This is a genomic window from Micromonospora sp. R311 (assembly GCF_056780015.1).
Genome location: NZ_JBSWCE010000011.1, coordinates 138,502 through 161,601, shown reverse-complemented (window position 1 = coordinate 161,601; position 23,100 = coordinate 138,502). Strand labels below are relative to the sequence as shown.

Annotated in this window: 26 protein-coding genes; 16 read left to right on the top strand and 10 right to left on the bottom strand. The window is 73.9% G+C overall.

The window, feature by feature from the left end; genetic code table 11:
• The first annotated feature begins 3 nt into the window (after window positions 1-3).
• The 4 genes from AC1WTP_RS12210 (at window position 4) to AC1WTP_RS12195 (ending at window position 4,335) form a co-directional block, all read left to right on the top strand.
• Window positions 4-462, top strand: a complete 459-nt coding sequence (locus AC1WTP_RS12210; protein ID WP_481649339.1) for a helix-turn-helix domain-containing protein — start codon at window positions 4-6, stop codon at window positions 460-462.
• Window positions 455-823, top strand: a complete 369-nt coding sequence (locus tag AC1WTP_RS12205; protein ID WP_481649364.1) for a DUF4180 domain-containing protein — start codon at window positions 455-457, stop codon at window positions 821-823. The genes AC1WTP_RS12210 and AC1WTP_RS12205 overlap by 8 nt, the downstream gene beginning before the upstream one ends.
• A gap of 269 nt (window positions 824-1,092) precedes the next feature.
• A complete protein-coding gene (locus tag AC1WTP_RS12200; protein ID WP_481649338.1) occupies window positions 1,093-3,216 on the top strand; it encodes a hypothetical protein in 2,124 nt (707 codons plus the stop codon).
• Between the two features lie 99 nt (window positions 3,217-3,315).
• On the top strand, window positions 3,316-4,335 hold the full coding sequence (locus tag AC1WTP_RS12195) for a hypothetical protein (protein WP_481649337.1): 1,020 nt from the start codon (window positions 3,316-3,318) through the stop codon (window positions 4,333-4,335).
• Here the strand turns inward: AC1WTP_RS12195 and AC1WTP_RS12190 are convergent.
• The 5 genes from AC1WTP_RS12190 to AC1WTP_RS12170 all read right to left on the bottom strand — a co-directional run bounded on the left by AC1WTP_RS12190 (window position 4,272) and on the right by AC1WTP_RS12170 (window position 8,919).
• Window positions 4,272-5,714, bottom strand: coding sequence for an amino acid permease (locus AC1WTP_RS12190; protein WP_481649336.1), 1,443 nt, complete (start codon window positions 5,712-5,714; stop codon window positions 4,272-4,274). The genes AC1WTP_RS12195 and AC1WTP_RS12190 overlap by 64 nt on opposite strands.
• A gap of 141 nt (window positions 5,715-5,855) precedes the next feature.
• On the bottom strand, window positions 5,856-6,413 hold the full coding sequence (locus tag AC1WTP_RS12185) for an SOUL family heme-binding protein (protein ID WP_481649335.1): 558 nt from the start codon (window positions 6,411-6,413) through the stop codon (window positions 5,856-5,858).
• 39 nt (window positions 6,414-6,452) lie between these two features.
• Entirely contained in the window at window positions 6,453-7,193 is a 741-nt protein-coding gene (locus tag AC1WTP_RS12180; protein WP_481649334.1) for a YqeB family protein, read from the bottom strand.
• 2 nt (window positions 7,194-7,195) lie between these two features.
• The gene (locus AC1WTP_RS12175; RefSeq protein ID WP_481649333.1) at window positions 7,196-7,987 is read right to left on the bottom strand and encodes an ABC transporter permease; all 792 of its coding nucleotides are present in this window, start codon (window positions 7,985-7,987) and stop codon (window positions 7,196-7,198) included.
• Window positions 7,984-8,919, bottom strand: coding sequence for an ABC transporter ATP-binding protein (locus tag AC1WTP_RS12170; RefSeq protein WP_481649332.1), 936 nt, complete (start codon window positions 8,917-8,919; stop codon window positions 7,984-7,986). Before AC1WTP_RS12170 ends, AC1WTP_RS12175 begins: the two co-directional genes overlap by 4 nt.
• A 133-nt stretch (window positions 8,920-9,052) precedes the next feature.
• Here AC1WTP_RS12170 and AC1WTP_RS12165 point away from each other — a divergent pair, with 133 nt between their 5' ends.
• The 3 genes from AC1WTP_RS12165 (at window position 9,053) to AC1WTP_RS12155 (ending at window position 11,660) form a co-directional block, all read left to right on the top strand.
• Window positions 9,053-10,306: a sensor histidine kinase gene (locus tag AC1WTP_RS12165; protein ID WP_481649331.1), complete on the top strand. Its 1,254-nt coding sequence runs from the start codon at window positions 9,053-9,055 to the stop codon at window positions 10,304-10,306.
• A complete protein-coding gene (locus AC1WTP_RS12160; protein ID WP_481649363.1) occupies window positions 10,285-11,010 on the top strand; it encodes a response regulator in 726 nt (241 codons plus the stop codon). Before AC1WTP_RS12165 ends, AC1WTP_RS12160 begins: the two co-directional genes overlap by 22 nt.
• Window positions 11,011-11,195: 185 nt before the next feature.
• Window positions 11,196-11,660 carry a hypothetical protein gene (locus AC1WTP_RS12155; protein ID WP_481649330.1) on the top strand — a complete coding sequence of 155 codons (465 nt, stop codon included), beginning with the start codon at window positions 11,196-11,198 and terminating at the stop codon, window positions 11,658-11,660.
• A 98-nt stretch (window positions 11,661-11,758) separates the two neighbouring features.
• Here AC1WTP_RS12155 and AC1WTP_RS12150 read toward each other — a convergent pair whose 3' ends face one another.
• On the bottom strand, window positions 11,759-12,547 hold the full coding sequence (locus AC1WTP_RS12150) for a D-Ala-D-Ala carboxypeptidase family metallohydrolase (protein ID WP_481649329.1): 789 nt from the start codon (window positions 12,545-12,547) through the stop codon (window positions 11,759-11,761).
• Window positions 12,548-12,854: 307 nt separating this feature from the next.
• Between AC1WTP_RS12150 and AC1WTP_RS12145 the strand changes: the two genes are divergently transcribed.
• Together AC1WTP_RS12145 and AC1WTP_RS12140 are read left to right on the top strand one after the other, a co-directional pair.
• Complete coding sequence (locus AC1WTP_RS12145) at window positions 12,855-13,496, top strand: DUF6642 family protein (protein WP_481649328.1); 642 nt, start codon at window positions 12,855-12,857, stop codon at window positions 13,494-13,496.
• Window positions 13,497-13,643: 147 nt separating this feature from the next.
• The gene (locus AC1WTP_RS12140; RefSeq protein ID WP_481649327.1) at window positions 13,644-14,108 is read left to right on the top strand and encodes a PPOX class F420-dependent oxidoreductase; all 465 of its coding nucleotides are present in this window, start codon (window positions 13,644-13,646) and stop codon (window positions 14,106-14,108) included.
• Between the two features lie 6 nt (window positions 14,109-14,114).
• On the opposite strand, the gene AC1WTP_RS12135 is transcribed toward AC1WTP_RS12140, so the two are convergent.
• Both AC1WTP_RS12135 and AC1WTP_RS12130 read right to left on the bottom strand, forming a co-directional pair.
• Window positions 14,115-14,756, bottom strand: a complete 642-nt coding sequence (locus AC1WTP_RS12135; protein ID WP_481649326.1) for an NAD(P)-dependent oxidoreductase — start codon at window positions 14,754-14,756, stop codon at window positions 14,115-14,117.
• A 54-nt stretch (window positions 14,757-14,810) separates the two neighbouring features.
• Window positions 14,811-16,043: a serine hydrolase domain-containing protein gene (locus tag AC1WTP_RS12130; RefSeq protein ID WP_481649325.1), complete on the bottom strand. Its 1,233-nt coding sequence runs from the start codon at window positions 16,041-16,043 to the stop codon at window positions 14,811-14,813.
• An 81-nt stretch (window positions 16,044-16,124) separates the two neighbouring features.
• Here AC1WTP_RS12130 and AC1WTP_RS12125 point away from each other — a divergent pair, with 81 nt between their 5' ends.
• The 5 genes from AC1WTP_RS12125 to AC1WTP_RS12105 all read left to right on the top strand — a co-directional run bounded on the left by AC1WTP_RS12125 (window position 16,125) and on the right by AC1WTP_RS12105 (window position 19,246).
• Window positions 16,125-16,718, top strand: coding sequence for a pentapeptide repeat-containing protein (locus AC1WTP_RS12125; RefSeq protein WP_481649324.1), 594 nt, complete (start codon window positions 16,125-16,127; stop codon window positions 16,716-16,718).
• A 45-nt stretch (window positions 16,719-16,763) separates the two neighbouring features.
• A complete protein-coding gene (locus AC1WTP_RS12120; protein WP_481649323.1) occupies window positions 16,764-17,213 on the top strand; it encodes a pyridoxamine 5'-phosphate oxidase family protein in 450 nt (149 codons plus the stop codon).
• 165 nt (window positions 17,214-17,378) lie between these two features.
• The gene (locus AC1WTP_RS12115) at window positions 17,379-18,341 is read left to right on the top strand and encodes a hypothetical protein (RefSeq protein ID WP_481649322.1); all 963 of its coding nucleotides are present in this window, start codon (window positions 17,379-17,381) and stop codon (window positions 18,339-18,341) included.
• 141 nt (window positions 18,342-18,482) lie between these two features.
• Window positions 18,483-18,827 (top strand): DUF1330 domain-containing protein, encoded by a 345-nt coding sequence (locus AC1WTP_RS12110; protein WP_481649321.1) that lies wholly within the window; start codon window positions 18,483-18,485, stop codon window positions 18,825-18,827.
• 98 nt (window positions 18,828-18,925) lie between these two features.
• Window positions 18,926-19,246, top strand: a complete 321-nt coding sequence (locus AC1WTP_RS12105) for a hypothetical protein (protein WP_481649320.1) — start codon at window positions 18,926-18,928, stop codon at window positions 19,244-19,246.
• A 37-nt stretch (window positions 19,247-19,283) separates the two neighbouring features.
• Here AC1WTP_RS12105 and dacB read toward each other — a convergent pair whose 3' ends face one another.
• Together dacB and AC1WTP_RS12095 are read right to left on the bottom strand one after the other, a co-directional pair.
• Window positions 19,284-20,867, bottom strand: a complete 1,584-nt coding sequence (dacB, locus tag AC1WTP_RS12100) for a D-alanyl-D-alanine carboxypeptidase/D-alanyl-D-alanine endopeptidase (protein WP_481649319.1) — start codon at window positions 20,865-20,867, stop codon at window positions 19,284-19,286.
• A 107-nt stretch (window positions 20,868-20,974) separates the two neighbouring features.
• Window positions 20,975-21,415 carry a hypothetical protein gene (locus AC1WTP_RS12095; protein ID WP_481649318.1) on the bottom strand — a complete coding sequence of 147 codons (441 nt, stop codon included), beginning with the start codon at window positions 21,413-21,415 and terminating at the stop codon, window positions 20,975-20,977.
• Window positions 21,416-21,567: 152 nt separating this feature from the next.
• Between AC1WTP_RS12095 and AC1WTP_RS12090 the strand changes: the two genes are divergently transcribed.
• Both AC1WTP_RS12090 and AC1WTP_RS12085 read left to right on the top strand, forming a co-directional pair.
• Window positions 21,568-22,641 carry an NAD(P)-binding domain-containing protein gene (locus AC1WTP_RS12090; protein ID WP_481649317.1) on the top strand — a complete coding sequence of 358 codons (1,074 nt, stop codon included), beginning with the start codon at window positions 21,568-21,570 and terminating at the stop codon, window positions 22,639-22,641.
• A 177-nt stretch (window positions 22,642-22,818) separates the two neighbouring features.
• Complete coding sequence (locus AC1WTP_RS12085) at window positions 22,819-23,097, top strand: adhesin (protein WP_481649316.1); 279 nt, start codon at window positions 22,819-22,821, stop codon at window positions 23,095-23,097.
• The last annotated feature ends 3 nt before the right edge of the window (window positions 23,098-23,100 follow it).

Genomic DNA, 23,100 nt, shown 5'->3' with positions numbered 1-23,100 from the left:
GCGATGAGTGAGGAAATGTACTCGGTCGAGCAGGTCGCCGAGCGACTCGGCCTGCACGTACGCACCGTGCGGGGCTACATCCGCGCCGGCCGGCTCAGGGCGGTGCGGATCGGCAAGCAGTACCGGATCGCCCGCGCCGACCTCGACGCGCTGACCGGGCGGCCGGAGCCGGTCCGTCCCACCGCCGTGGTGCCGGTGGAGGTGTCGAGCATCGTGCAGGTCGAGGGCGTCGACCGGGCCGCGGCCGACCGGCTCGGCACGCTCGTCCTGGCCGCGGTGAACACCGGCCGGGACTCCGGGCGACCGCTGCGCGTCCAGACCGTCCACGACGAGGAACGGAACCGCATGAAGATCGTGATCATCGGCGGCGCGACCGCCACCGCCGACCTGCTGCGGCTGGTCGATGCCGTGCTCGACGGCGACAACGGCCTGCTGGCGGGGGAGGGCGAGGATGATGCCTGACGTGCTGCAACAGCGGGCCGGGGTGCCGGTGCTGGTGTGCGACCCGGCCGGCCCGACGATCGCGACCGAACAGGATGCGCTGGATCTGATCGGCGCGGCCTTCCTCGGCGCCCAGGTGGTCGCCGTTCCGGCGAGCCGGCTGGACGGGCGGTTCTTCTCCCTGGGCACCTGCTTCGCCGGCGAGGTCATGCAGAAGTTCGTCAACTACCGGCTGCGGATGGCCGTGGTCGGCGACATCTCCGGGCACCTCGCCGCCAGCTCGGCGCTGCGCGCCCTCGTGCAGGAGTCGAACCGCGCCGAGCACATCTGGTTCGTGCCCGATCTCGACGCGCTCGATGAGCGGCTGCGCGCCGGCGGCTGACCTCGGTGGCCGGGCCGGCGGTCGGCGCGGCCCCTGGTGATCGTCGCCCGCCCGCCGCCCGCCGCCACGGCCGGCGGATTGACTCGTGTTCGTGACGCAGTTGTGACCCGAGGTGACTTCGCATCGGACCGTCCGAAGTGCTCTCCTGGGAGGGGTATTCCCTGGTCAGCTGCGGTCCGGCCGCAGCGTCACAGGGCCCGAGAGTGTTACATGGACGGTCTGGGCGGCCCGATCCGCCCGGCTCACCCGCAGGAGGCAACCGCGTGCGAATGAGACGACCGAGCCGGGTCGCGGCCGCGTTGGCGGGCGTGACCGCGCTGGCCTTCACGGTCTCGGCTCCGGCCCACGCAGACGACCACGAGAACCTTCCCGGCGAGCCGACCATCACGCTGCCAATCAACGACAGCGCGGCCGGCGGCACCTACAGCCAGAACTTCACCCGGGCGTACGCCAACACCACCCCCGACGGCACCCCGGTCTACATCTACGTCCCGGCCGGCACCCCGCTCGACGGCACCGCACCGGCCGGCGTGGCCAGCCTTGATCCGCAGTTCGACCACAACCCGGCCGACGGGTTCACCCCGTGCGCCACCGCCACCGCGGCGCAGTTCACCCTCACCCAGGCGCAGATCAACTACGTCGGCGACAAGCTGGCCGGCCAGATCGTCGCCGTGGACGAGGAACACTTCGGGCCGATGGACGCCGCCGACCCGGACGAGCCGGCCAGCGACTCGCTCGTCATGGTCATCTACAACGTCCAGGACGAGGCCTACTACGACTGCGCGGTCACCTCCTACACCGCCGGCTACTTCGCCCCGGACTTCATCGACAGCAGCGGGATGAACGTCATCGTGGTCGACGCCCTCGACTGGGCCAACCGGGTCGGGCCGAACGACTCGCCCTGGCGGGACGCCAACCCGGCCAACGACCGCCCCGAGCTGTACGAGGGCACCGTCGCCCACGAGCTGGAGCACCTGCTGCACAACTACAGCGACCCGGGCGAGCTCTCCTGGGTCGACGAGGGCCTGGCCGACTTCGCCATCTTCCTCAACGGCCTCGACGCCGGCGGTTCGCACCTGAGCAACCACCAGGTGTTCTACGAGGAGACGTCGCTGACCCGCTGGGGCGGCACGCTGGCCAACTACGGCGCCGCGTTCACCTACTTCCAGTACCTCTGGGAGCAGGCCGGCGGCAACGGCGACGGCACCTTCACCCCGGACAAGCAGTACGACGGCCGGGCCGGTGACCTGCTGATCAAGACGATCTTCGAGGAGCAGGCCGACGGGATGACCGGCGTGCAGAACGCCATCGACACCTTCAACGCCGCCACCGGCGCGAACCTGCGCAGCGCCGAGGCGCTGTTCCGGGACTGGTCCGTCGCCGTCTACCTGGACGACGAGGACTCCCCGGTCTACGACATCAAGGCCTTCAACTTCGGCGACCCGGCCGACACGTCGTGGACGATGGACATCGCCGACGACGTGTTCTGGGGCGGCCGCGGCAGCTACAACGGCGCCACGCCGGAGGCCAAGTGGGCGCGGCTGAAGAACCGGCCCGACACCACCGCCGTGCCGTTCGGCATGTCGGTCGAGCGGTTCCGCAACCCCGGCCCGACCGTCGCGGTTGCCTTCGACGGCGACGACGAGACGGTCATCGCCCCGCACACCGGCACCACCCACTGGTACGCCGGCTACGAGAGCCAGTCCGACAACATCCTCGACGTCACCACCTCCGGCCCGGTCACCTCGCTGGACTTCTGGAGCTGGTACTTCATCGAGGAAGGCTGGGACTACGGCTTCGTCGAGGCGCTCGTCGGCGGTGACTGGGTGACCGTGCCGGTGCGCGACGACGCCGGGCAGGTGGTCACCACCGACACCGACCCGCACGGCAACAACACCGAGGGCAACGGCCTGACCGGCACCTCCGGCGGCGCGTACTTCGTCGACGACCCGGTCTACGTGCACCTCACCGCCGACCTGCCGGCCGGCGCCACCGACGTGCGGTTCCGCTACTCCACCGACGCCGCCTACCTGGACACCGGCTGGTTCGTCGACGACGTCCGGGTCAACGGCGCCGCCGCCACCGTCACCTCGGCGGCCGGCGAGTGGTTCGCCACCACCGGTGTGCAGGACAACAACTGGACCGTGCAGCTGGTCGCCCACTGCGACCTCACGCCCGGCACGACGTCGGCGGGGGAGAGCACCGACGGCGCGGGCAACTGGGTCTACCGCTACACCGGCGACGAGTTCACCGCCGCCGGCCTGCGGACCAGGTGCGCCAACGGCAATCAGGACGACTTCGCCGTGCTGATCTCCAACCTGCCCACCGGCGACCTGACCTACCTCGACGCGGACTACACCTTCCGGGTCACCAACACCGGCAACAAGCGATAGCACCACCCCATAACCCGTGGGCCCGCACCGGTTCTCCGGTGCGGGCCCACGGCCGTTCGGGGACGTCGGTCGCGCCGACGGCCGGTTAGGGTTCCGGCCATGCGCACCGTACGCCCCGCCGGTGTCCTCCTCGCCGCCGTCGCGGCGGTGCTCTGGGCGCTCGGCATGACCGTCCTGCAACCGCTGACCGAGCAAATCGGGCCGTGGCCGGAGGCGCTGCCCGGCAACAACGCCTACTGGGCCCGCGACCTGCGTTTCGTGGCGATCGTCGGGGTGGTGGCCGGGCTCGTGCTGGCCGGCGGCGGCAACCGGCGGTGGACCGTGCCGGCGGTGCTGCTCGGCGGTGCGTGGCTGGCCGCCGACGTGGCCGTCGACCGGGCCGACCCCACCGGCGCGGGGCTCACCGTGCTGCTCGCCGTCGCCGGCTGCGCGGCCGTCGCCGCCACCGCCCTGCTCGCCGTACGCCGGCAGCTCGGCGGCCGGGACCGGCGGGCGCTGGTGGCCACCGCCTGCGTCACCGGGATGCTGGTGCTGATCGCGGCGGGCATCGAGTCACCGACCGACCGGGAGCCGGAACTGGACCGCGCGGCGGTCCTCACCAGCCTGCTGCTGCTCGCCCTGACCCTCGGCTGCGCGCTGGCGGCGGCCCCCGGGTGGCACCCGGCCCGGCAGCGGCTGGCGGTCGGGATCGGCGCGGCGGCCGCCGCCGGTGTCCTGCTGGTGCGGGCGGTTCCACCCGGCCCGCGGATCCTGCCGGGCATGCTGCTCGGCGCGGTGCTGCTGACCGGGGTCACCCTGCTGGCCTGGGACTGGCCGGACGGCCGCCCGGTCCGGCGGTGGCATGCCCTCGCCGCCCTGGCGGCCCTGCTCGGCCCGTACGCGATGCTGCTGATCATCGTGGTCGGGACGCTCCCGGCCAACCCGGGCGCGCCGTTGACCGCGCTGGCCGGCAACACCGCCATCAACAGCGCCGACTCCGACGTGCTGTACTCGCTGTCCGGGGTGGTCGCCGGCCTCGGGATGGCGCTGCTGCTGGCCTTCCCGCCCGCCCTCGGCTATCGCCCCGACCGTCCCGCCGGGCCGGACGGGCCGCGCCGGGCCAGCGCCGACCGGCGGTAGCCGTAGAAGGCGTAGATGAAGGCGCCGATCACGAACCAGACCGCGAAGCGCAGCCAGGTCTCCGGGGCCAGGAAGGTGATCAGCCAGACCGAGAAGAGCGCGCCGATCGCCGGCACCACCGGCATGCCCGGCAGCCGGAACGTACGCGGCGCGTCGGGGCGGCGGTAGCGCAGCACGATCACCGCGATGCACACCACCACGAAGGCCAGCAGGATGCCGATGTTGGTCAGCTCCGCCGCCTCCCGGATCGGCAGGAACCCGGCGATCAACGCCGAGCCGACCCCGACGATCCAGGTCACCCGGCTCGGCACCCGGCGCACCGGGTGCAGCTTGGCGAACCACCCGGGCAGCAGGCCGTCCCGGCTCATCGAGAACCACACCCGGGTCACGCCGAGCATGAAGGTGAACATCACCGTCAGGATGCCGATGATCGCGCCCACCGCGATCACGCTGGCCAGCCCGGAGAGGCCGACCGAGGCGAAGGCGGAGGAGAAGCCGCTCTCCGGGTCGATGTCCCGGTAGTTCTGCATGCCGGTCAACACCAGCGTGGCCAGCACGTAGAGGACCATCGAGATGACCAGCGAGTAGATGATCGCCTTCGGCATGTGCCGGCGGGCGTCCCGGGACTCCTCGGCGGCGGTGCTCATCGCGTCGTAGCCGAACACCGCGAAGAAGACGGTGGCCGCGCCGGTGAACGCCCCGCTCAGCCCGAACGGGAAGAACGGCGAGTAGTTCGCGGTCTTGACGTAGAAGAAGCCCACCACGATCACCAGCAGCACCACGGCGACCTTCAGCCCGACGACGAACGTCTCGAACCGGGCGGCGGTCTTGATCCCCCGGTTGAGCAGGAACGCGATCAGCAGGCAGAGCACCACCGCGAAGAGGTCGACCACGTGCCCGTCGCCGGTGCCCGGCGCGCCGAGCATCCAGGCCGGCAGGTCCAGCCCCAGCTCGCCGACCAGGAAGTTGAAGTAGCCGGAGATGCCGATCGCGACCACCGCCACGATCGCGGTGTACTCCAGCAGCAGGTCCCAGCCGATGAACCAGCCGACCGCCTCGCCGAGCACGGCGTAGCCGTAGGTGTAGGCCGAGCCGGCCTTGGGGATCATGCCGGAGAACTCGGCGTAGGACAGCGCGGCGGCCGCGCTGGCCAGGCCGGCGATCAGGAACGACACCAGCACCGCCGGCCCGGCGGTCTCGCTGGCCACGGCGCCGGCCAGGGCGAAGATGCCGGCGCCGATGATGCCGCCGACGCCGATCGCGGTGAGCTGCCACAGCCCGAGGGTCCGGGACAGCTGTTCCTCGCTGGTGTCGGCGATCTCGTCGACCGGCTTACGACGGAAGATGCCGCTGCCCGCGGCGCTGCCTCCGGAGGTCATCGTCGTCCCCCTTCCCGTCCCGCCCGGCGCGGGACGCGTCCTGCGATACCCGGGCCCGGCACGCGCAAATCTCCAACGAGGAGACCGGCTCCGGGGTGCGCGGCCCTGGCTCCCCCGACCGGTGGGGGTGCGCGGGCCGGTTTACTCGGCTACCGGGAGCACGACCTCGTTGCGGCGCAGGAACCAGGGCTTCCACGGCGGGTCGAAGCGGGCGTAGTGGACCGCGCCGGCCGGGCGCAGCCCGGCGGCGGTGACCGCCCGGCCGAGCGCGGTGGCCCGCCGGTCGAACTTCCGTGCCGTCCACCGCCCGGCGAACCGCATGGCGGCGGCGAGCTGCGCGGGGATCTCCCGCGTCCGCACCCGGGGGTCGGCCGGCTCGGGCAGGGTGGCGGCGGTGAACCGGGCCGGCAGCCCGATCCGCACCAGCCAACAGCCCGGGCGATCCCCCTCCTCCTGTACCACCGGCGCGGTCATCTCGATCGTCTCCGGCCCGGCCCGTTGTGCCACCGGACCGTCCGCGCCCGCCGCCCGGGGCCGGTTGGCGCCCGCGAGGTACGCGGCCAGCGGCCGGAACGCCTCGGCGGCAACCCGCTCGAACGTCCCCTCGACCTGCACCTCGGCCACCAGGTGCGCCGGGTAGCGGCGCAGCTCGAAGCCGGGCTGTCGCGCCACCACCCGGTACGGCTGCTGCTCGGTCATCGTGCGCTCCCCGCGCCCAGGGCCCCGTCGTCAGCAACGCTACCGGTCGTCGACCTCCCGCTCCCCGGAAGTGGCCGGGTCCGGCCCCGGTACCGCCGATCGGGTCAGCCGCCAGTACTGGCGCCTGCCGTCGTCGCGCACCACCACCCCGCAGCGGGCCAGTTCCGCGCGCAGCTCGCGGGCCTCGCCGCCGCGGTCCGACTCGAGGGCGCGCTGGCGGGCCCGCAGCAGCGCGTCCGCGCCACCGGGCAGCCCGGGCAGCCCCGGCACCCACCGCCGGTACGCGTCCCGGTGCGGGTCGCCGTCGGTCCACGGCCAGCCGTGCTCGCGGAAGGCGGTGGCCAGCCGCCCGGCCGACAGATCCAAGCGCTCCCGGGCCACCTCCTCATCATCCGGGCCGAGCAGCACGAGATCCTTGCCGTCGACGAAGACCGCGCGCACCGCCCGCCGCTCGACGTCCCGCTCCGTGCCGCCACGGCGCAGCCGGACCCGCTCGACGGAGACGGTGACGATCAGCCGTTCCGCGGTGCCGACGGCGGCGACCGCGAGACCGCCCAGCGCGCCGACCGCCAGCCCGCCGATGCCCGCCTGCGCGTCGGGCAGCCGGTCGACCACCTCGAAGAGCTTCTGTACCGGCGCCCAGGGCAGCTCGGCCACCCACCCGGCGAACCGGACGAGCAGCGCGGCCGCCCCGGCGCCGACCGCCGGGAAGCCCACCCAGAGGACCGCCAGCTCCGCGGCGCCGCCGCTGACCCGGGTGCCGGCGCGGTAGCCGTCCACCGTCACGACACCTCGCGCCGCAGCGTGCGGACCAGGCCGGCGACCACCGGCACGACCAGCCAGACCAGCAGCGACACCGCGAGCCGTCCCCACTGCCCGGCGGTCACGTCGGGGGTGAACAGCGGCTCCATGGTCCGGCCGGTGTCCAGCCAGCCGGCCGGGCCACGCAGCGGCCGGACCAGTTCGCCGAGGACCGTCCAGAGGGTCGGCAGCACCAGGTAGGTGACGATGGCCAGCGGGGTGTTCAGCAGCAGCAGGCCGAAGCCGGCGCCCATCAGCACGCTGGCGACCTGGAGCACGACCGCGTTCAGCAGCAGCGATGCCTCGATCCGCCAGGTGCCGGCGCCGCCGGTGGCCCCGGCGACCAGGGTGCCGACGGCGGCCACCGCCACGCTGGCCAGCACCGACGCCAGCGCGGCCAGCACCACCGCCACCAGCTTCGCGACGATCACCCGCGCCCGGCGGGGCACCAGGGCGTACGTGGTCAGCGCGGTGCGCTGCGACCACTCGCTGGTGATCGACAGGATGCCCAGCACCGGCAGCAGGATCCCGACCGGCAGCAGTGACGGGATGAAGAAGTTGGTGAAGGTCTGTTCCGCGTCCTCGGCGTAGCTCAGCTGGAGGACGACGATGGCGGCGGCGACCAGCCCGATGGTGATCAGCAGCCAGAGCCCGGCCCGGGTGTCCACGAGCTTGCGCAGCTCCACGCCGGTGAGCCGGAGCAGCGAGGGCCGGCGTACGCCCGGGCGGTGCCGGGGGGCGGCGGGTGCGGTGGCGGCGGCGGTGGTGGTCATCGGACGGTCTCCCTGGTCGGCTCGGTGGCGGCCCGGGTCTCGTCGGCGCCGCGGGTCTCGCCGACGGTGAGGGTGAGGAAGAGCTGCTCCAGGCCGCCGCTGTCGGCGGGTCGCAACTCGGTGAGCGCCACGCCGGCGTCGGCGGCGGCCTGGCCGACCGCCTCGGCCTCGGCGTGCACCAGCAGCCCCCCGTCGGTGCCACCGGCCACGTCGAGGCCGGCGGCCGCCAGCGCCCGGCGCAGGGCCTGCTGGTCCCGGGCCCGGACCCGGGTCCCGGCGCCGGCCAGCAGCTCGTCCTTGTCGCCCTGGGCCACGATCCGGCCGCCGCCGATCACCACCAGCCGGTCGGCCACCGCCTCCACCTCGCGTAGCAGGTGGGAGGAGAGCAGCACGGTGCCGCCCCGGTCGGCGAAGTCGCGCAGCAGCCCGCGCATCCAGAAGATGCCCTCCGGGTCCAGGCCGTTGGCCGGCTCGTCGAGGATCAGCACCCGGGGGTCGCCGAGCAGTGCGTGCGCCAGGCCGAGGCGCTGCCGCATGCCGAGCGAGTACGCCCGCACCCGGCGCTTCGCGGCGGTCTCGTCCAGCCCGACCAGGTCGAGCGTGGCGGCCACCTCGCGGCGGTCCATCCCCATGGTCAGGGCCGCGACGGTCAGCGCCTCCCGGCCGGTCCGCCCGGCGTGCTGCGCCGAGGCGTCCAGCAGCACGCCCACCTCCCGGCCCGGGTTGGGCAGCCGCTGGTAGGGAACCCCGTCGACGGTGCTGCCGCCCGAGGTCGGCGGGGTGAGCCCGCAGATCATCCGCAGGGTGGTGGACTTGCCGGCGCCGTTCGGGCCGAGGAATCCGGTGACCGTGCCCGGCTCGCAGCGGAACGTCACGTCGTCGACGGCGGTGTGCCGCCCGTACCGCTTGGTGAGGTGTTCGACGGTGATCATGCCGAGGACACTGCCGGAGCCGGTCGGTCACCCGCAGCGGCCGGCGGTCTCGCCTCGCGGCTACCTTGGTCGAGGTCGAGGTCTCGACTTTGGTAGCTGGTCGGCGTTCGCGGCGGCTGCCTAGCATGGCCAGGTGACCAGCACCGCCGCCGCACCGGACCACCCCTGGCTGCTGCCCGGCGTGCTGACCGAGGCGGCGGGCCGCACCGGCGCGCACCCGCGGCGCACCACCCGCGACTGGATCGTGGACGGCCTGGCCTTCCTGCTCTCCCTCGGCTGGGTCCTGCTGGTCACCCTGGACGCCGCCACCCCGGACCCGGAACTCGCCGCGCCGCCGCCGTACGACTGGATGATCGCGGCGGACGCCCTGGTCGGGTTGGTCTGCTGCGGGCTGCTCTGGCTGCGCCGGCGGTGGCCGCTCGGGTTGGCGGTGGCCACCCTGCCGCTGACCGCGTTCTCGATGGCCTCCGCCATCCCGCTGCTGATCATCTACTTCACCCTGGTGGTGCACCGACGTACCGCGGTGGCGTTGGCCATGACCGCGGCCGGCCTCTGCACCAACTTCGCCTTCGCCTACCTGCGCCCGGAACCGGACATGCCCTACTGGGTGAGCACCGCGTGGGGGGTCGTGCTCAGCTTGACCGTGCTGGCCTGGGGGATGTTCGTCCGGGCCCGGCGGCAGCTGATCGTGTCGCTGCGGGAACGCGCCGAGCGGGCCGAGGCGGAGCAGCAGTTGCGGGTGGCGCAGGCCCGGCAGTTGGAGCGCACCCGGATCGCGCGGGAGATGCACGACGTGCTGGCGCACCGGATCTCGCTGCTCAGCCTGCACGCCGGCGCGCTGGAGTTCCGTCCGGACGCCCCGCCGGAGGAGGTGGCGAAGGCGGCCGGGGTGATCCGCGGCAGCGCGCACGCCGCATTGCAGGACCTGCGGGAGGTGATCGGGGTGCTCCGCGCGGAGACCGGTGCCGGGCAGGCCCCGGAACGCCCGCAGCCCACCCTGGACGACCTGCCCGCGTTGATCGAGGAGTCCCGGTCGGCCGGCGTCCGGGTCAGCGTGCGCGACCTGGTCGGCGCGGCGGAGCGGGTGCCGGCCGCGGTCGGCCGCAGCGTCTACCGGATCGTGCAGGAGGGGTTGACCAACGCCCGCAAGCACGCGGCCGGCGCCGCGGTCACCGTCGACGTGGCCGGCGCCCCCGGCGACGGGCTGACCGTGGAGATCCGCAACCGCTGGCCGGTGGGGGGTCTCACCGGCCCGGAGATCCCCGGCGCGGGCACCGGTCTGGTCGGCATCGCCGAACGGGTCCACCTGGCCGGCGGGCGGCTGGAGCACGGCCGCGACGACTCCGGCGACTTCCGGCTGGCCGCCTGGCTGCCGTGGCCGGCGTGACCGGGCCGGCCCCGGGTGCGCCCGGAGCGGGCGCCGACGGGCCGGTGCGGGTGCTGATCGTGGACGACGACGCGCTGGTGCGGGCCGGCCTGTCGATGATCCTCGGCGGCGTGCCGGACCTGCTGGTGGTCGGCGAGGCCGCCGACGGCAGCGAGGTGCCCGCCGCCGTCGCCGCGTACGCGCCGGACGTGGTGCTGATGGACATCCGGATGCCCCGGCTCGACGGGCTGGCCGCCACCGAGGCGCTGCGGGCGCTGCCCCGGCCGCCGGAGGTGCTGGTGCTGACCACCTTCGACGCCGACGACCAGGTGCTGCGCGCGTTGCGGGCCGGGGCGGGCGGGTTCCTGCTCAAGGACACCCCACCGGCCGAGATCGTGCGGGCGGTGCGCCGGGTGGCGGCGGGGGAGGCGACCCTCTCCCCGACCGTGACCCGGAAGCTGATCGACCACGTCACCGGCCCGGGGACCCCGGCCGGGGCGGACCCGCGCCGGGAGCGGGCACTGCGGCTGCTGGCCGGGCTCAGCGAGCGGGAGCGGGAGGTCGCGGTCGCCCTCGGGCAGGGGTGTACCAATGCCGAGATCGCCGCCGAGCTGTACATGAGCGTGGCGACGGTCAAGGCGTACGTCTCCCGGCTGCTGACCCGCCTGGACCTCAACAACCGGGTGCAGGTGGCCCTGCTGGTGCACGACGCCGGCCTGGTCTGAGCAGCCCCGGAGACATTCACCGATGGAACGCTCACCGATGAGTGTTCCATCGGTGAGCGTTCCGCCCACGGGCTCCGCGCTGAGGTACCCGGATTGAACTTTCGGGGGACGGGGGCCGTACCACTGGCCGAGGATGCGGTGCGGCGGGTCAGCCGCACCGCTGCCGGAACCGCGGGAGGCCTACCGTGCGAGTTGGTGAGCAGTCGACGGATCCCATCGACCAGGTGCTGGGTGAGGTGCCGGTCCCGGCGCCGCTGACCCCCGAGGACGTCCGGCTCGCGGTGCGGGCGGTGGTGGTGCACGCCGCCGAGGAGTGGCCGGCGGGGCCGCTGTGCCGCAACGACGGCGCGACGTACCCGTGCCGGCTGCACCGCTGGGGGCGGCGGGTGCTGGAGGCACACGGGCTCAACGAGCGGCAGATCGACGCCCTGGTGCGGCACGGCAACCCGTTCGTGCACGTGCCCTTCCCGTTCACCGCGACCGGTCCCGCGCCGGCGCGCACCGCCGCGACGTCACGCGCCGGCTACCCGCTGCACGGCCAGGCCGCGCGGGTGCCGGCGCCGGGCACGCGGCCCGTGGTCCGACCCGGCAACCCCACCCGGCCGGTGGCTCCCCCCGCCACCGCGCCGCGCTGGCCCCGGGCGAGCTGAGCGGAGGTACGGCCGCCAGCGCCCGCCGGGGCAGGACGACGCCGGCCCGGATGCGGGGTTCCCCCTTCCCCGCCCGGGCCGGCGTCGGCCGTGGTGTCTCAGTCGTTGCCGGCACCGATCACGCAGTCCGGCGCGGACCAGCTGGTGGTGTTCGAGGTGTTGTCCCGGTTGTTCTCCCGCCGCGAGTCCACGTGCACGTGGTCGTCGTGGTCCGGGTAGCCCGGGCCGTAGATCCCGCTGAAGCCCCGGTTCCGGGCGTCCCGGGCCAGCTGGCAGAGGGAGCTGGTGCGCGAGGTGATGTCGGCGGCGTTGCCGTAGAGGTGCTGGCTGTCCGACGCGCCACCGACCTGGTCGTTGCAGGCGCGGCTGCGGAAGCCGCTGCTCACGTAGATGGGTTTGTCGCCCATGCTGTGCCGCAACGCCTCCAGCTTCCACATGGTGCGCAGCGCGTTCTGTCGGGTCTCCGCGGGCGAGAGCGGGCCCCCGCTCCACCCGCCCCGGCCGCAGCCGTCGTCCATCTCGGTGTAGCTGAAGTGCCGCGGCGTGCAGTCGTTGTCCTGGAGTTCGTAGAGCTTGGCGTACGTCTGCGGGCCGGCGACCCCGTCCACCCGCAGCCCGTACGCGGCCTGGAAGCGCCGGACCGCGGCGTCGGTCTTCGGGCCGAACCGGCCGTCCAGCTCGACGATGTCCCGGTTGCCGGCCCAGCCGGCGACCCGTAGCTGCAGCTGGCGGACGTCGTCGCCGGATCGGCCCTGGTAGAGATTCCGGTTCCAGGTGTAGCAGCCGTCGGCATGGGCCGCTGGCGCGGCGACCACGGTGGCGATCGCGGCCCCCGGCAACGCCAGGGCGAACGCGACGGCGACCCGCTTCAAGGTGTTTACGCGCACAGAAGTCCTCCCGATAGGAGTGGGATTGGGGTGGCATCCGGGACATCGACCGGGACGTCCCGCGATTCCCACCTTGACACCGACCGGAGGGTTAGGAGGCGATAAACGAGAATTGTCCTCATGATTCGCCGTTCCTGGGTCTTGGCTGGGAATTGGACCCATTCGCGAAACACCCACTCACCACCGACGAGGCGCAGGCGCAGCAGAACGGCACGCCACGTCGCATTCGGCGACACCGAGGGTGATGTCCTCCGGTCGGGCGCGGCCGGTAACGTCAGCGCCGGGCGGCGGACTGGCGGAGGTGGGCGTGGCACGCGGTGGCGTCTTCTGCGTCGAGGGGCAGTGGCACCGGGACCTCAACGAACGGGGCTCCGTGCTACCCACGCTGGAGCTGCTGGAGCGGCTCGGGAAGATCCGGTTCATCCACCGGGACGCGGCCACCCGCGACGAGCTGTTCTACTTCCTCGACCGCTGGCTGCTCAAGCAGTACGCCGACTACCGGGTCGGCTTCTTCGCCATGCACGGCGAGCCGAGCCGGCTCTGCCTGACCGACTGGAACTCCGTCGAACTCGCCGACGTCGCGCAGTTGATGGCCGGACGTTGCGACGGTCGCCGGCTCTATTTCGGCAGCTGCTCGGTGCTCCGCGCCTCGGACGCGGTGCTGCGCGAATTCCTCGAGGTCACCGGAGCCGCCCTGATCTGCGGTTACACCCGGGACGTGGACTGGGTCGAATCGGCCGCCTTCGAAACCGTGCTGCTCGACGTCCTGGCCAACGGGCAGCGGCACAACGCCGCCGAGCTGCGGATGGGCTCGGCGCACTGGGCGCCGCTGGCGTCCTACCTGGGCTTCCGGGTGATCTACGCGAACGGCCGGGCGTGGCGGCCGAACGCCCGCCCCCGGGTCCCGGCGCAGCCGGCCGGCGGGCACGCCCCCGTCCGCCCCCGCTGACCCGCTGCTCGACCCCTCCGCGGAGCATGATCGACACGAGCTACGGGATGTCGAGGTGACCGTCCGGGTGGGTCACCCCGATATCCGCTAACCGGAGTTGATCTTCGGAAAGTCTCGCTGTCCGGCCGGCTCTGGTAGAAACGAGCGGTGGCAAGAAGCATCGCGACGAACACCCGGGTCGACCGGGATGCCCTGCTCGACTTCATCCGGCCCCGGCACAAGGTCATCCTGATGACCACCCGGGCCGACGGCCGGCCGCAGTCGTCGCCGGTCGCCGCCGGCGTGGACCCCGCCGGCCGGCTGGTCGTCTCGACCTACCCGGAGCGCGCCAAGGTCACCAACATCCGCCGCGACCCGCGGGTGTCGGCGTGCGTGCTCTCCGACGACTGGAACGGCCCCTGGGTGCAGATCGACGGCACCGCCGAGGTGCTCGACCTGCCCGAGGCGCTGGAGCCGCTGGTGGAGTACTTCCGCTGCATCTCCGGCGAGCACCCGGACTGGGACGAGTACCGGCAGGCGATGGTGCGCCAGGGCAAGTCGCTGATCCGGGTCACCATCGACAACTGGGGACCGATCGCCACCGGCGGCTTCCCCGCCCGCCTGGCCGACTGAGTCCGGTCAGTACGCGGCGGTGAAGCGGGCGTTCTCGTGCCGCGGGTTCTCGATCTCGTCCACGATCGCCACCGCCAGGTCCTCGTAGCTGAGCACCGAGCGGCCCTGGTCGTCGGTGACCGGCTGGTCGCCGCCGGTGCGGTAGTGCCCGGTGCGCTCGCCCGGGTGGAACTCCAACGGTGGCGGTGACACGTACGTCCAGCGCACCCCGTCGGCCGAGGAGCGGTAGTAGTCCAGGGCTTCGGCCTGACCCAGCGCCGAGGGGCGGTACTCCTGCGGGAAGTCCGGCTCGTCGAGGTAGCGGGTCCCCTTCGGGGTGAGCAGGGTGGACCCGCCGCCCAGGTGGATGATCCGGGGCGCGTCCGGCATCCCGCGCAGCGTGGTGACCAGGTTCCGCGCCGCGGCGAGCCAGAGCCCGTGCTCGCCGCCGCCGATGGCCACCACCATGGCGTCCGTCTCCGGCGCCAGCTCCCGCACGCTGCGCTCGCTGGTGGCGTCGCCGGTCACCACGTGCACCTCGGGCGGCAGGTACGAGATGGCCTCCGGGCGCCGCACCGCCGCGACCACCCGGTGCCCCCGGTTGACCGCCTCGGCGGTGACCCGCGAGCCCGCGGTGCCACCCGCCCCGAACACGACGATGTTGCTCACGGTTCCCAGGCTATGGAGCGGTCCCGTCGCCCGTCCGTGGAACGGCGATCCCGGTCAGTCGACCAGGGCGGAGTAGACCAGTTGGCGCAGCTGCGGCCGCAGCGGGTAGGTGCTCGACGGCAGCAGCTGGGTGAAGAGCAGCGCGGTGATCTCCTCGACCGGGTCCACCCAGAACGCCGTGCTCGCCACACCGCCCCAGTAGTACTCGCCGACGCTGCTCGGCACCCGGCTCGGGATCGGATCCTCCACCACGGCGAAGCCGAGCCCGAAGCCGATCCCGTCGAGGGTGGTCTCGGCGAAGCCGCCGGTGGACAGGGTGCCCAGGTCCTGCCCGCCGGGCAGCTGGTTGCGGGTCATGAAGCGCACCGTGCGGGGGCCGAGCAGGCGTGCCCCGTCCAGTTCGCCGCCGCGCAGCAGCATCTGGGTGAACCGGTGGTAGTCGGCGGCGCTGGCGACCAGGCCACCCCCGCCGGAGAGGAAGGACGGCTTCTCGTACGCCAGGGCGCCCAGCTTGTCGTAGCGGAACGCCCGGCCGGAGCGCGGGTCGGGCGCGTAGAGCGCGGCGAGCCGGTCGGCGGCGTCGCCGTCGACCCACCAGTGGGTGTCGGTCATGCCGAGCGGGCGGAAGATCCGGTCGGCGAGGAACGCGTCCAGGCTCTGCCCGGAGACCACCTCGACCAGCCGGCCGAGCACGTCGGTGGCGACCGAGTAGCCCCACGCCGTGCCGGGCTGGAACAGCAGCGGCAGCTCGGCGAAGGCCCGGCAGGCCGTGGCCAGGTCGACGTCCGTCGGCGGGTACAGGTCGTAGCCGGCGGCCCGGTAGAGGCCGTCGACCACCGAGGTCTGCATGAAGCCGTACGTCAGGCCGGCGGTGTGGGTGAGCAGGTGCCAGACCCGGATCGGCTCGATCGCCGGCACCGTGTACGGCTTGAGCGTCGATCCCTTGGAGTAGACCCGCAGGTCGGCGAACTCGGGCAGCCAGCGGCTGATCTCGTCGGTCAGCTCGAACCGGCCCTCCTCCCAGAGCATCATCGCCGCGACCGAGGTGACCGGCTTGGTCATCGAGTAGATCCGCCACAGCGTGTCCGGCTCCACCGGCCGGCCGGCCTCGACGTCCCGCAGCCCGTACGTCGAGGCGTGCGCGACCTCGCCGCGGCGGGTGACCACCACCTGCCAGCCGGCCAGCCGGCCGGCGTCGACGTACCTGCCGAAGTGCTCGTCGATCCGCGCCAGCCGCGCGGGGTCGAAGCCGATCTGATCCGGGTCGATGCTGCGTGCCACACTCACGCCGCCGAACCTACTCGGCGGTACCCCCGGCCGGAAGGGCTGGCGGCCACACCTGTCAGTCCCCGCCGCTAGCGTGGCCGGATGCCCGAGCTGACCGAGGACGCGACCTTCCGCAACGAGGACTGGTACGGCGAGGAACTGGTGGACCGGCACTTCGTCCGCTGCACGTTCCACCATGTCGACCTCACCGAGGCGGTCAGCCAGGGTGCGGTCTTCGACGGGTGCACCTTCGGCAACGTGCGGTTCAACGCCTCCCGGCACACCGACTCCGCCTTCACCCGCTGCACCTTCGCGCGGTGCAACCTCTTCGAGGCCGAGTTCGCCGGCTGCAAGCTGGTCGGCAGCAGCTTCGCCCAGTGCGACCTGCGGCCGCTGACGATCGCCGGCGGCGACTGGTCGTTCGTCGCGCTGCCCGGCGCCGACCTGCGCGGGGTCCGGATCACCGACGTCCGGATGCGCGAGGTCGACCTCACCGGCGCCAACCTGACCGGCGCCACGGTCACCGGCGTCGACCTGTCCGCCGCGCAGCTGCACAGCTCCCGGTTGGCCGGCGCCGACCTGCGGGGTAGCGACCTGACCGCGCTCGACCCGACGGTGGTGGAGCGGGCCGGGGCGATCGTCGACGCCGGGCAGGCGGTGGTGATCGCCCAGGCGCTCGGGTTCGAGATCCGCTGAGAAAGGCGCCGCCGGCTGTCAGGTTTCCCTGCCAGGCTGGGTGGCATGGCATGGTGGTCCGACCTCGTCGATGAGCAACCCGACTTCGCCGAGCGGGTGCGTGCCCGCTTCACGGTGCGCAAGCACGGCACGATGGCGACGCTGCGCCGCGACGGCTCGCCGCGGATCAGTGGCACCGAGTTCGACTTCGGCCCCGATCAGCTGCGGTTGGGCAGCATGGCCGGCGCGCTCAAGGCCCTCGACCTGCGGCGTGACCCGCGGGTGGCGCTGCACTGCCCGACCGAGGACGCTCCCGAGGACGATCCGCGGGCCTGGGACGGCGACGCGAAGATCGCCGGGCTGGCGCACGAGGAACCGCCGGGCGAGGACGGCTCGCACCGGTTCCGGATCGAGTTGACCGAGGTGGTGCTGACCCGGGTGGGCGACCCGGCGGACCACCTGGTCATCGAGAGCTGGCATCCGGGCCGGGGGTTGCGGCGGCGCGAGCGGCGCTGAACCGGACCGGGATTCCCCACTCGGGTAACGTCCGCTACCTTGCGGTAACAGCCGGGCACGCGACCGTCCACATGTGGTGGAACGATCGCGCCGGTGCGAACGTGGGACGGCTCACCGCCGGCGGCGCGTGCCACCGGGGGCGGGCCGGTGGGGAGTGGAGGGTCGGTGGCGGAGGAAGACCTCACCCGGGCGGGCGCCGGTGCGACCGGCCGGGCGGCCGGTCACCGGGCGGCCGGCACCCCGGCCCGGCACCGCTCGACCCTTCCGTGGCCGGCCCCCGCCGGCGAGGCGCTGCGCCGGCTGGCCCGGTTCCGGCAGCGCCGCCGCTGGGTGCTCGAGGGGTTCACGGTGCTCGCCTGCCTGGCCGCCCTGGTGTCGTACCTCGCCGTCGAGCCGGGGCCGGATCAGGGCGGGGAGACGGCCCACCCGGGCGGCGTGCCGGCCGGTATCGGCGGGCCGAGCGCGGTCACCGGCGCCGAGGTGCGCTATCCGCCCACCGGTCCGGCATCACCCGGGTTGCAGCCCCGCCAACGCCCGCCGAGCCCGACCCCGTCCGCCGCCGCGACGCCCGCGCCCCCGGTCCGTCCCACCCTCACCGTCGAGCAGCGCGACGTGCCCGGGCGGGTGGACCTGACCGTGGCGGGCGCCCGCGACTGGATCCACTGGGGACTGAACGGTGGTGACTCGACCGTCCGCAAGCGCGACGGCTCGGGTGAACTGGTCGACGCCGGCGGCCGCGGCGTCCGGGGCGGCTGGGACGCCAACCAGGAGACGGTCAGCTGGCGCGACGGCGTGCCGGTGAGCTCGGCCGACGGCACCCCCACCGGCGTCTACACCTGCGGTGCCGGCAGCGGCTTCGCGCTGGCCGTCGCGGCGGGCGGCGAGGCGCGCACGGTGCGCCTGTACGCCGAGGTCTGGATGGCCCGGGGCCGGCTCGAGGTCCGGCTCTCCACCGGCGACCTGAGCCGGACGCTGCGGGTGGAGGATCCGCACACCCTGCGGTCCGCCGAGTTCACCATCCGGTTCCAGGCGCCCAAGGGCGCCCGGCTGGTGCTGAACTGGGTGGCCGAGGAGGTGTTCACCGGGGAGTGCGGCAGCGTGGGCCTCCAGGCGCTCGCCCTGCGCTGACCAGCGGTTCTCTCCCCGTCGTACGGGCCGCAGCGGCCGGCCGTTACCCCGGAGGTCATCGACACCGCGACCCGGGTGGCCGCAGACTCCCCACAGCGGCCCGGCGCACCGCCGGCCGCCGTCACGAGGGGGAGGACACCCATGCCCGCGTTCGCGCTCGCTCACCTGCGGAACCCGCAGCTCAACGAGGACATCTTCACCTACATCGAGCGGATCCAGGCCACCCTCGACCCGTTCGGCGGCCGGTTCCGGGTGCACGGCGCCGAGGTGGAGGTCAAGGAGGGCGAGTGGCCCGGCACCGTGGTCATCGTCGAGTTCCCCGACCTGGACCGCGCCCGCGCCTGGTACGACTCGCCCGCCTACCGGGAGATCCTGCCGCTGCGTACCCGGCACATCGACGGCGCGACGCTCATCGTCGACGGGGTGCCGGCCGACTACGACCCCGCCCGCACGGCCGCCCGGTTGCGGTCCCGGGCCGCCGGCTGAGCCACCCGGACACCGGGACAGTTTGTCCGTCGCGCCGGGTCGGAGGCGTCGTAGCTTTCTGCTGTCCAGTCCGACGTTCCTGTATGGAGGGTCCGCCGATGAGCAGCACCACCCGTACCGTCCGACCGGCCGCCGCGCGGGAGCCGGCCGGGGAGGTGCTCCGGGAGATCCCACTGCCGCCGTACGTGACCGTCGAGGACGCCCAGTTCGCGGTGCGGGCGGTGGTGGTGCACGCGCCCCGGCGCTGGTCCGGCGGCACGGTGTGCCGCAACGACGCCAGCCCGCATCCGTGCCGGCTGCACCGGTGGGGGACCCGGGTGCTGGCGCTGCGCGGCCTGCGCGCCGCCGACATCGCCGCGCTGATCGAGCGGGGCGACCCGGCCGCCGCGGTGCCGCCGCCGCGCCGGCCCCGCGCCTGACCGGTGCGGGCCCCCGGAGCGGGGGCCCGCACCGGTGTCAGCAGGCGATCGGCTTCACCCAGGAGCACTCCCGGTCCTCCGGCGCCGCGGACGCCTCGGGGGCCGCCGGCGGCGCCACCCGCGCCGTGCTCACGCTCTGCTCGCGGTACGCGGCCAGCGCGATCGCGATCTGGTCCTCCAGCGGCTTCACCGACGAGGCGAGGTAGTTGTTCAGCAGGATCGAGAACGCCAGCACCCGGCCGTCGGCGTCGGTGACGTAGCCGGAGAGGCCGGAGACACCGGTCAGGCTGCCGGTCTTGGCGTGCACGTTGCCGGCCGCCGGGGTGCCCCGCATCCGGCTGCGCAGCGTCCCGCCGACGAAGCGCTCCGGCTCGCCGGCGATCGGCAGGGCCGCGTACCAGGCGTCGAACCAGGGTTCGGCGCGGACCGCGGCGAGCAGGTCCACGAACTCGTCCGCCGGCACCAGGTTGCGCCGGGACAGCCCGGAGCCGTCCCGCTGGCGCAGCGTGCCGGTGTCCATCCCGGCGCCGGCGAGGTACCGGTTGATCTCGCCGAGCCCGGCCGACCAGGTGCCCGAGCCGGCGCGTACCCGGCCGATCTCCTTGGTCAGCACCTCGGCGTGGCCGTTGTTGGAGAGCTTGAGGAACGGCACCATCAGCTCGGCCAGGGTCATCGACTCGTGCCGGGCCACGGCGGTCGCCGTCGCCGGGGTGGGCTGGCCCAGGACGGACCGGCCGAGCACCCGTACGCCGTGCTTGCGCAGCGCCGCGCGGAAGACGTCGGCGGCGTACCCGGTGGGCTCCCAGACCGTCACCCAGTCGCTCGCCGGCTCGTCGCCGACGGCGATCCGGCCGGTGACCACGACGGTGTTGCTGCCGTGCTCGCGCTCGAAGGAGATCGACGTCCCGCCGCCGGCCACCGTCTCGGCCCGGTTGTCGAACCGGAGGTACCCGGTCGGCGGCGTCGTGGTCAGCACCGGCCGGTCGCCGGCGGCCGCACCCGGCGCCGCGTGCACGATGACCGTGCCGGCGTCGTAGTCGGTGTCCGGCGCCACGGTCAGCGCGGACACCTGCGCGGCGTAGTAGTACGGCTCGTCGTCCCAGGTCCAGTCCGGCCCGAGCCGGGTGCGGTCGTAGCGGGTGTCGTCGGCGACCAGGTTCCCGGTGACCAGCCGGACGCCGGCCGCGGCCACCTGGGCGGCGAGCGCGTCGTAGTCGGCGGCGAGCAGGGTCGGATCGCCGCCGCCGCGCAGGTGCAGGTCGCCGGAGAGCACCCCGGCCCGGCGGGTGCCGGTGGCCAGCACGTCGGTGTGGAACCGGTGCCCGGGGCCGAGCAGTTCCAGCGCGGCGGCCGAGGTGAGCAGCTTGGTGTTGGACGCGGGGATCAGCCGCCGGTCGCCGTTGCGGTTGTAGACGGTCTCCCCGCTGGCGGCGTCGACCACCACCACCGAGGCCTGCGCCCCGGCGAGCCGGGAGTCGGCCAGGATCGCGTCGATGGTGGCGTTCAGGCGGGTCGCCGCGGGCGTCGGCGATTCGGCGGTGGCGGCGGGCGCGCCGGCGGTGGCCGCGGCGGCGACCAGCGCGACCAGCGCGAGCGTCCGGGGGAAGAGACGTCGATGCATGCGTCGATGCTGTCATGGAGATATCTGCCAGAGAAGTGCCAAGGCCGAAAGAAAATTGCGGCCCGCCCGGTCCGGCGGTGCGGTGCGGGGCTGCCGCCGCGGTGCGGTCACCCGTCCAGCCGGCGGGCGGTCACCGGCCCGCCCGGCGGCTGCTCGTCCGGGGCCAGGACGGCGACGGCCCGGTCGGCCAGGCCGTCGCGCACCAGCACCAGCCGGCGGCACGCCGGGTCGCCGGTCCGCTCCGGCAGCCGCCCGGCCAGGGCACGTACCTGCTCGGCGGAGGCGTCGTCGAGCACGAACCCCTCGGCGTCCCACCGCCCGTCGACGGTGAAGAACGCCCCGCTGTCCCGCTCCAGGTCGCCGTTGAGCACCACCGTCCGGTCCTCGCCGTCGAGGTCGCTGGACGCCTCGTTGAGCCCCCACGCCTGATACGACGCGCGGCCCTCGTCCGGCGCGTCGGCCACCCCCACCCCCTCGCACCCGGTCAGCAGCAGCAGTCCCAGCGCCACCGCCGGGAACAGTGCCCGCCACCTGCCCCGCCCGCCCATCCCGCCTCCACGCCTCGATCCCGCTCGATCAGACCCCGGGGGCGGTGGACCGGTTCCACCGTCCACCGATCCGGCCGGACCGCGGGCGCGGTGTGAGCGGAGAGACGCTCCCGGGCGGGCAGCCGCCGGCGGCCGGCGTTGTTGCACGGCACATGGACGCCCGCGACGTCGACGTGCTGGTGATCGGGGCCGGTCAGGCCGGCCTCTCCGCCGGATACCACCTGCGCCGCACCGGTTTCACCCCCGGTACGGGCTTCGTCGTCCTCGACGGCGACGACGGCCCGGGCGGGGCGTGGCGGCACCGCTGGCCGACCCTGCGGCTGGACCGGGTGCACGGCTTCCACGAGCTGCCCGGCATGCCCTTCCCGGCGGCCGACCCCGGCCGCCCGGCGGCCGAGGTGGTCAGTGGCTACTTCGCCGCGTACGAGCGGGAGTTCGGCCTGCCGGTGCGCCGGCCGGTCCACGTCCGCGCGGTCACCTCCCGCCCCGACGGTCGCCTCGACGTCGCGACCGACCACGGCCGGTGGTCCACCCGGGCCCTGATCAACGCCACCGGCACCTGGACCCGGCCGTTCTGGCCGCACTACCCGGGCCGGTCGCTGTTCCGGGGTCGCCAGCTGCACACCGCCGACTACCGGGGACCCGACGAGTTCGCCGGCGGGCGGGTGGTGGTGGTCGGCGGCGGCACCTCCGCCGTGCAACTGCTCGGCGAGGTCTCCACCGTCGCCGCCGAGACGACCTGGGTGACCCGGCGGCCGCCGGACTTCCGGGCCGGCGAGTTCGGCCCGGAGCACGGCCGCGCCGCGGTGGCCCTGGTCGAGCAGGCCGTCCGCGCCGGTCGCCCGCCGTCGAGCGTGGTCGGGGTGACCGGGCTGCCGCTCACCCCCGAGCTGCGCCGGCTGCGCGAGCGCGGCGTGCTGGACCGGTTACCCGTCTTCGACCGGATCACGCCGGACGGCGTGGCCTGGGACGACGGCCGGTTCGTCGCCGCCGAAGTGATCCTCTGGTGCACCGGTTTCCGGGCCGCGCTGGACCACCTCGCCCCGCTGCGCCTACGCGGCCCGGGCGGGGGTATCACCATGGACGGCACCCGGGTGGTGGCCGACGAGCGGATTCACCTGATCGGGTACGGGCCCTCGGCGAGCACGATCGGTGCCAACCGGGCCGGGCGTGCGGCGGTACGCGACATCCGCGCCCTGCTCGCCCCGGCGACCGCCGCGAACTGATCCCGGTCTATTTGACGGATCCGGCGGCAGCGGGCACCGTAGGCCGTGAAGGGGGCCTCCAGCTGCCCCGACGCGACGGGGACGACCATCACCCCGCCATCGCCTCCCACGTGTGCTCGTCCGTGGGCCGAGTCTGGCCCGCGTCGTGAATCCGAGAAATCCACGAGGAGTTCCGCCATGCTCACCATGACCGACAACGCCGTTATGGTCATCCGCGACCTCGCCAACCAGCAGGACGTCGCCGACGAGGGCGGGGTGCGTATCGCCGCCGACACCGGCGCCGGTTCGCTCACCGTCGAACTGGCCGCCCAGCCGGCGCAGGGCGACCAGGTGGTGGACAACCAGGGCGCCCGGATCTTCCTCGACCCGGACGCGGCCGAGCTGCTCGGCGACGCCTCGGTGGACGCCACCGTCGACGACGAGGGCATCATCCAGTTCGGGTTCACCGAGAAGTAGGCC

Bases quoted from the DNA above. Each gene is read 5' to 3' on its own strand.
- dacB (WP_481649319.1), bottom strand. From the start codon at position 20,867: ATGCATCGACGTCTCTTCCCCCGGACGCTCGCGCTGGTCGCGCTGGTC.
- AC1WTP_RS12120 (WP_481649323.1), top strand. From the start codon at position 16,764: ATGGCATGGTGGTCCGACCTCGTCGATGAGCAACCCGACTTCGCCGAG.
- AC1WTP_RS12195 (WP_481649337.1), top strand. From the start codon at position 3,316: ATGCGCACCGTACGCCCCGCCGGTGTCCTCCTCGCCGCCGTCGCGGCG.
- AC1WTP_RS12170 (WP_481649332.1), bottom strand. From the start codon at position 8,919: ATGATCACCGTCGAACACCTCACCAAGCGGTACGGGCGGCACACCGCC.
- AC1WTP_RS12125 (WP_481649324.1), top strand. From the start codon at position 16,125: ATGCCCGAGCTGACCGAGGACGCGACCTTCCGCAACGAGGACTGGTAC.
- AC1WTP_RS12085 (WP_481649316.1), top strand. From the start codon at position 22,819: ATGCTCACCATGACCGACAACGCCGTTATGGTCATCCGCGACCTCGCC.
- AC1WTP_RS12110 (WP_481649321.1), top strand. From the start codon at position 18,483: ATGCCCGCGTTCGCGCTCGCTCACCTGCGGAACCCGCAGCTCAACGAG.
- AC1WTP_RS12190 (WP_481649336.1), bottom strand. From the start codon at position 5,714: ATGACCTCCGGAGGCAGCGCCGCGGGCAGCGGCATCTTCCGTCGTAAG.
- AC1WTP_RS12105 (WP_481649320.1), top strand. From the start codon at position 18,926: ATGAGCAGCACCACCCGTACCGTCCGACCGGCCGCCGCGCGGGAGCCG.
- AC1WTP_RS12200 (WP_481649338.1), top strand. From the start codon at position 1,093: ATGAGACGACCGAGCCGGGTCGCGGCCGCGTTGGCGGGCGTGACCGCG.
- AC1WTP_RS12175 (WP_481649333.1), bottom strand. From the start codon at position 7,987: ATGACCACCACCGCCGCCGCCACCGCACCCGCCGCCCCCCGGCACCGC.
- AC1WTP_RS12095 (WP_481649318.1), bottom strand. From the start codon at position 21,415: ATGGGCGGGCGGGGCAGGTGGCGGGCACTGTTCCCGGCGGTGGCGCTG.
- AC1WTP_RS12205 (WP_481649364.1), top strand. From the start codon at position 455: ATGCCTGACGTGCTGCAACAGCGGGCCGGGGTGCCGGTGCTGGTGTGC.
- AC1WTP_RS12185 (WP_481649335.1), bottom strand. From the start codon at position 6,413: ATGACCGAGCAGCAGCCGTACCGGGTGGTGGCGCGACAGCCCGGCTTC.
- AC1WTP_RS12090 (WP_481649317.1), top strand. From the start codon at position 21,568: ATGGACGCCCGCGACGTCGACGTGCTGGTGATCGGGGCCGGTCAGGCC.
- AC1WTP_RS12210 (WP_481649339.1), top strand. From the start codon at position 4: ATGAGTGAGGAAATGTACTCGGTCGAGCAGGTCGCCGAGCGACTCGGC.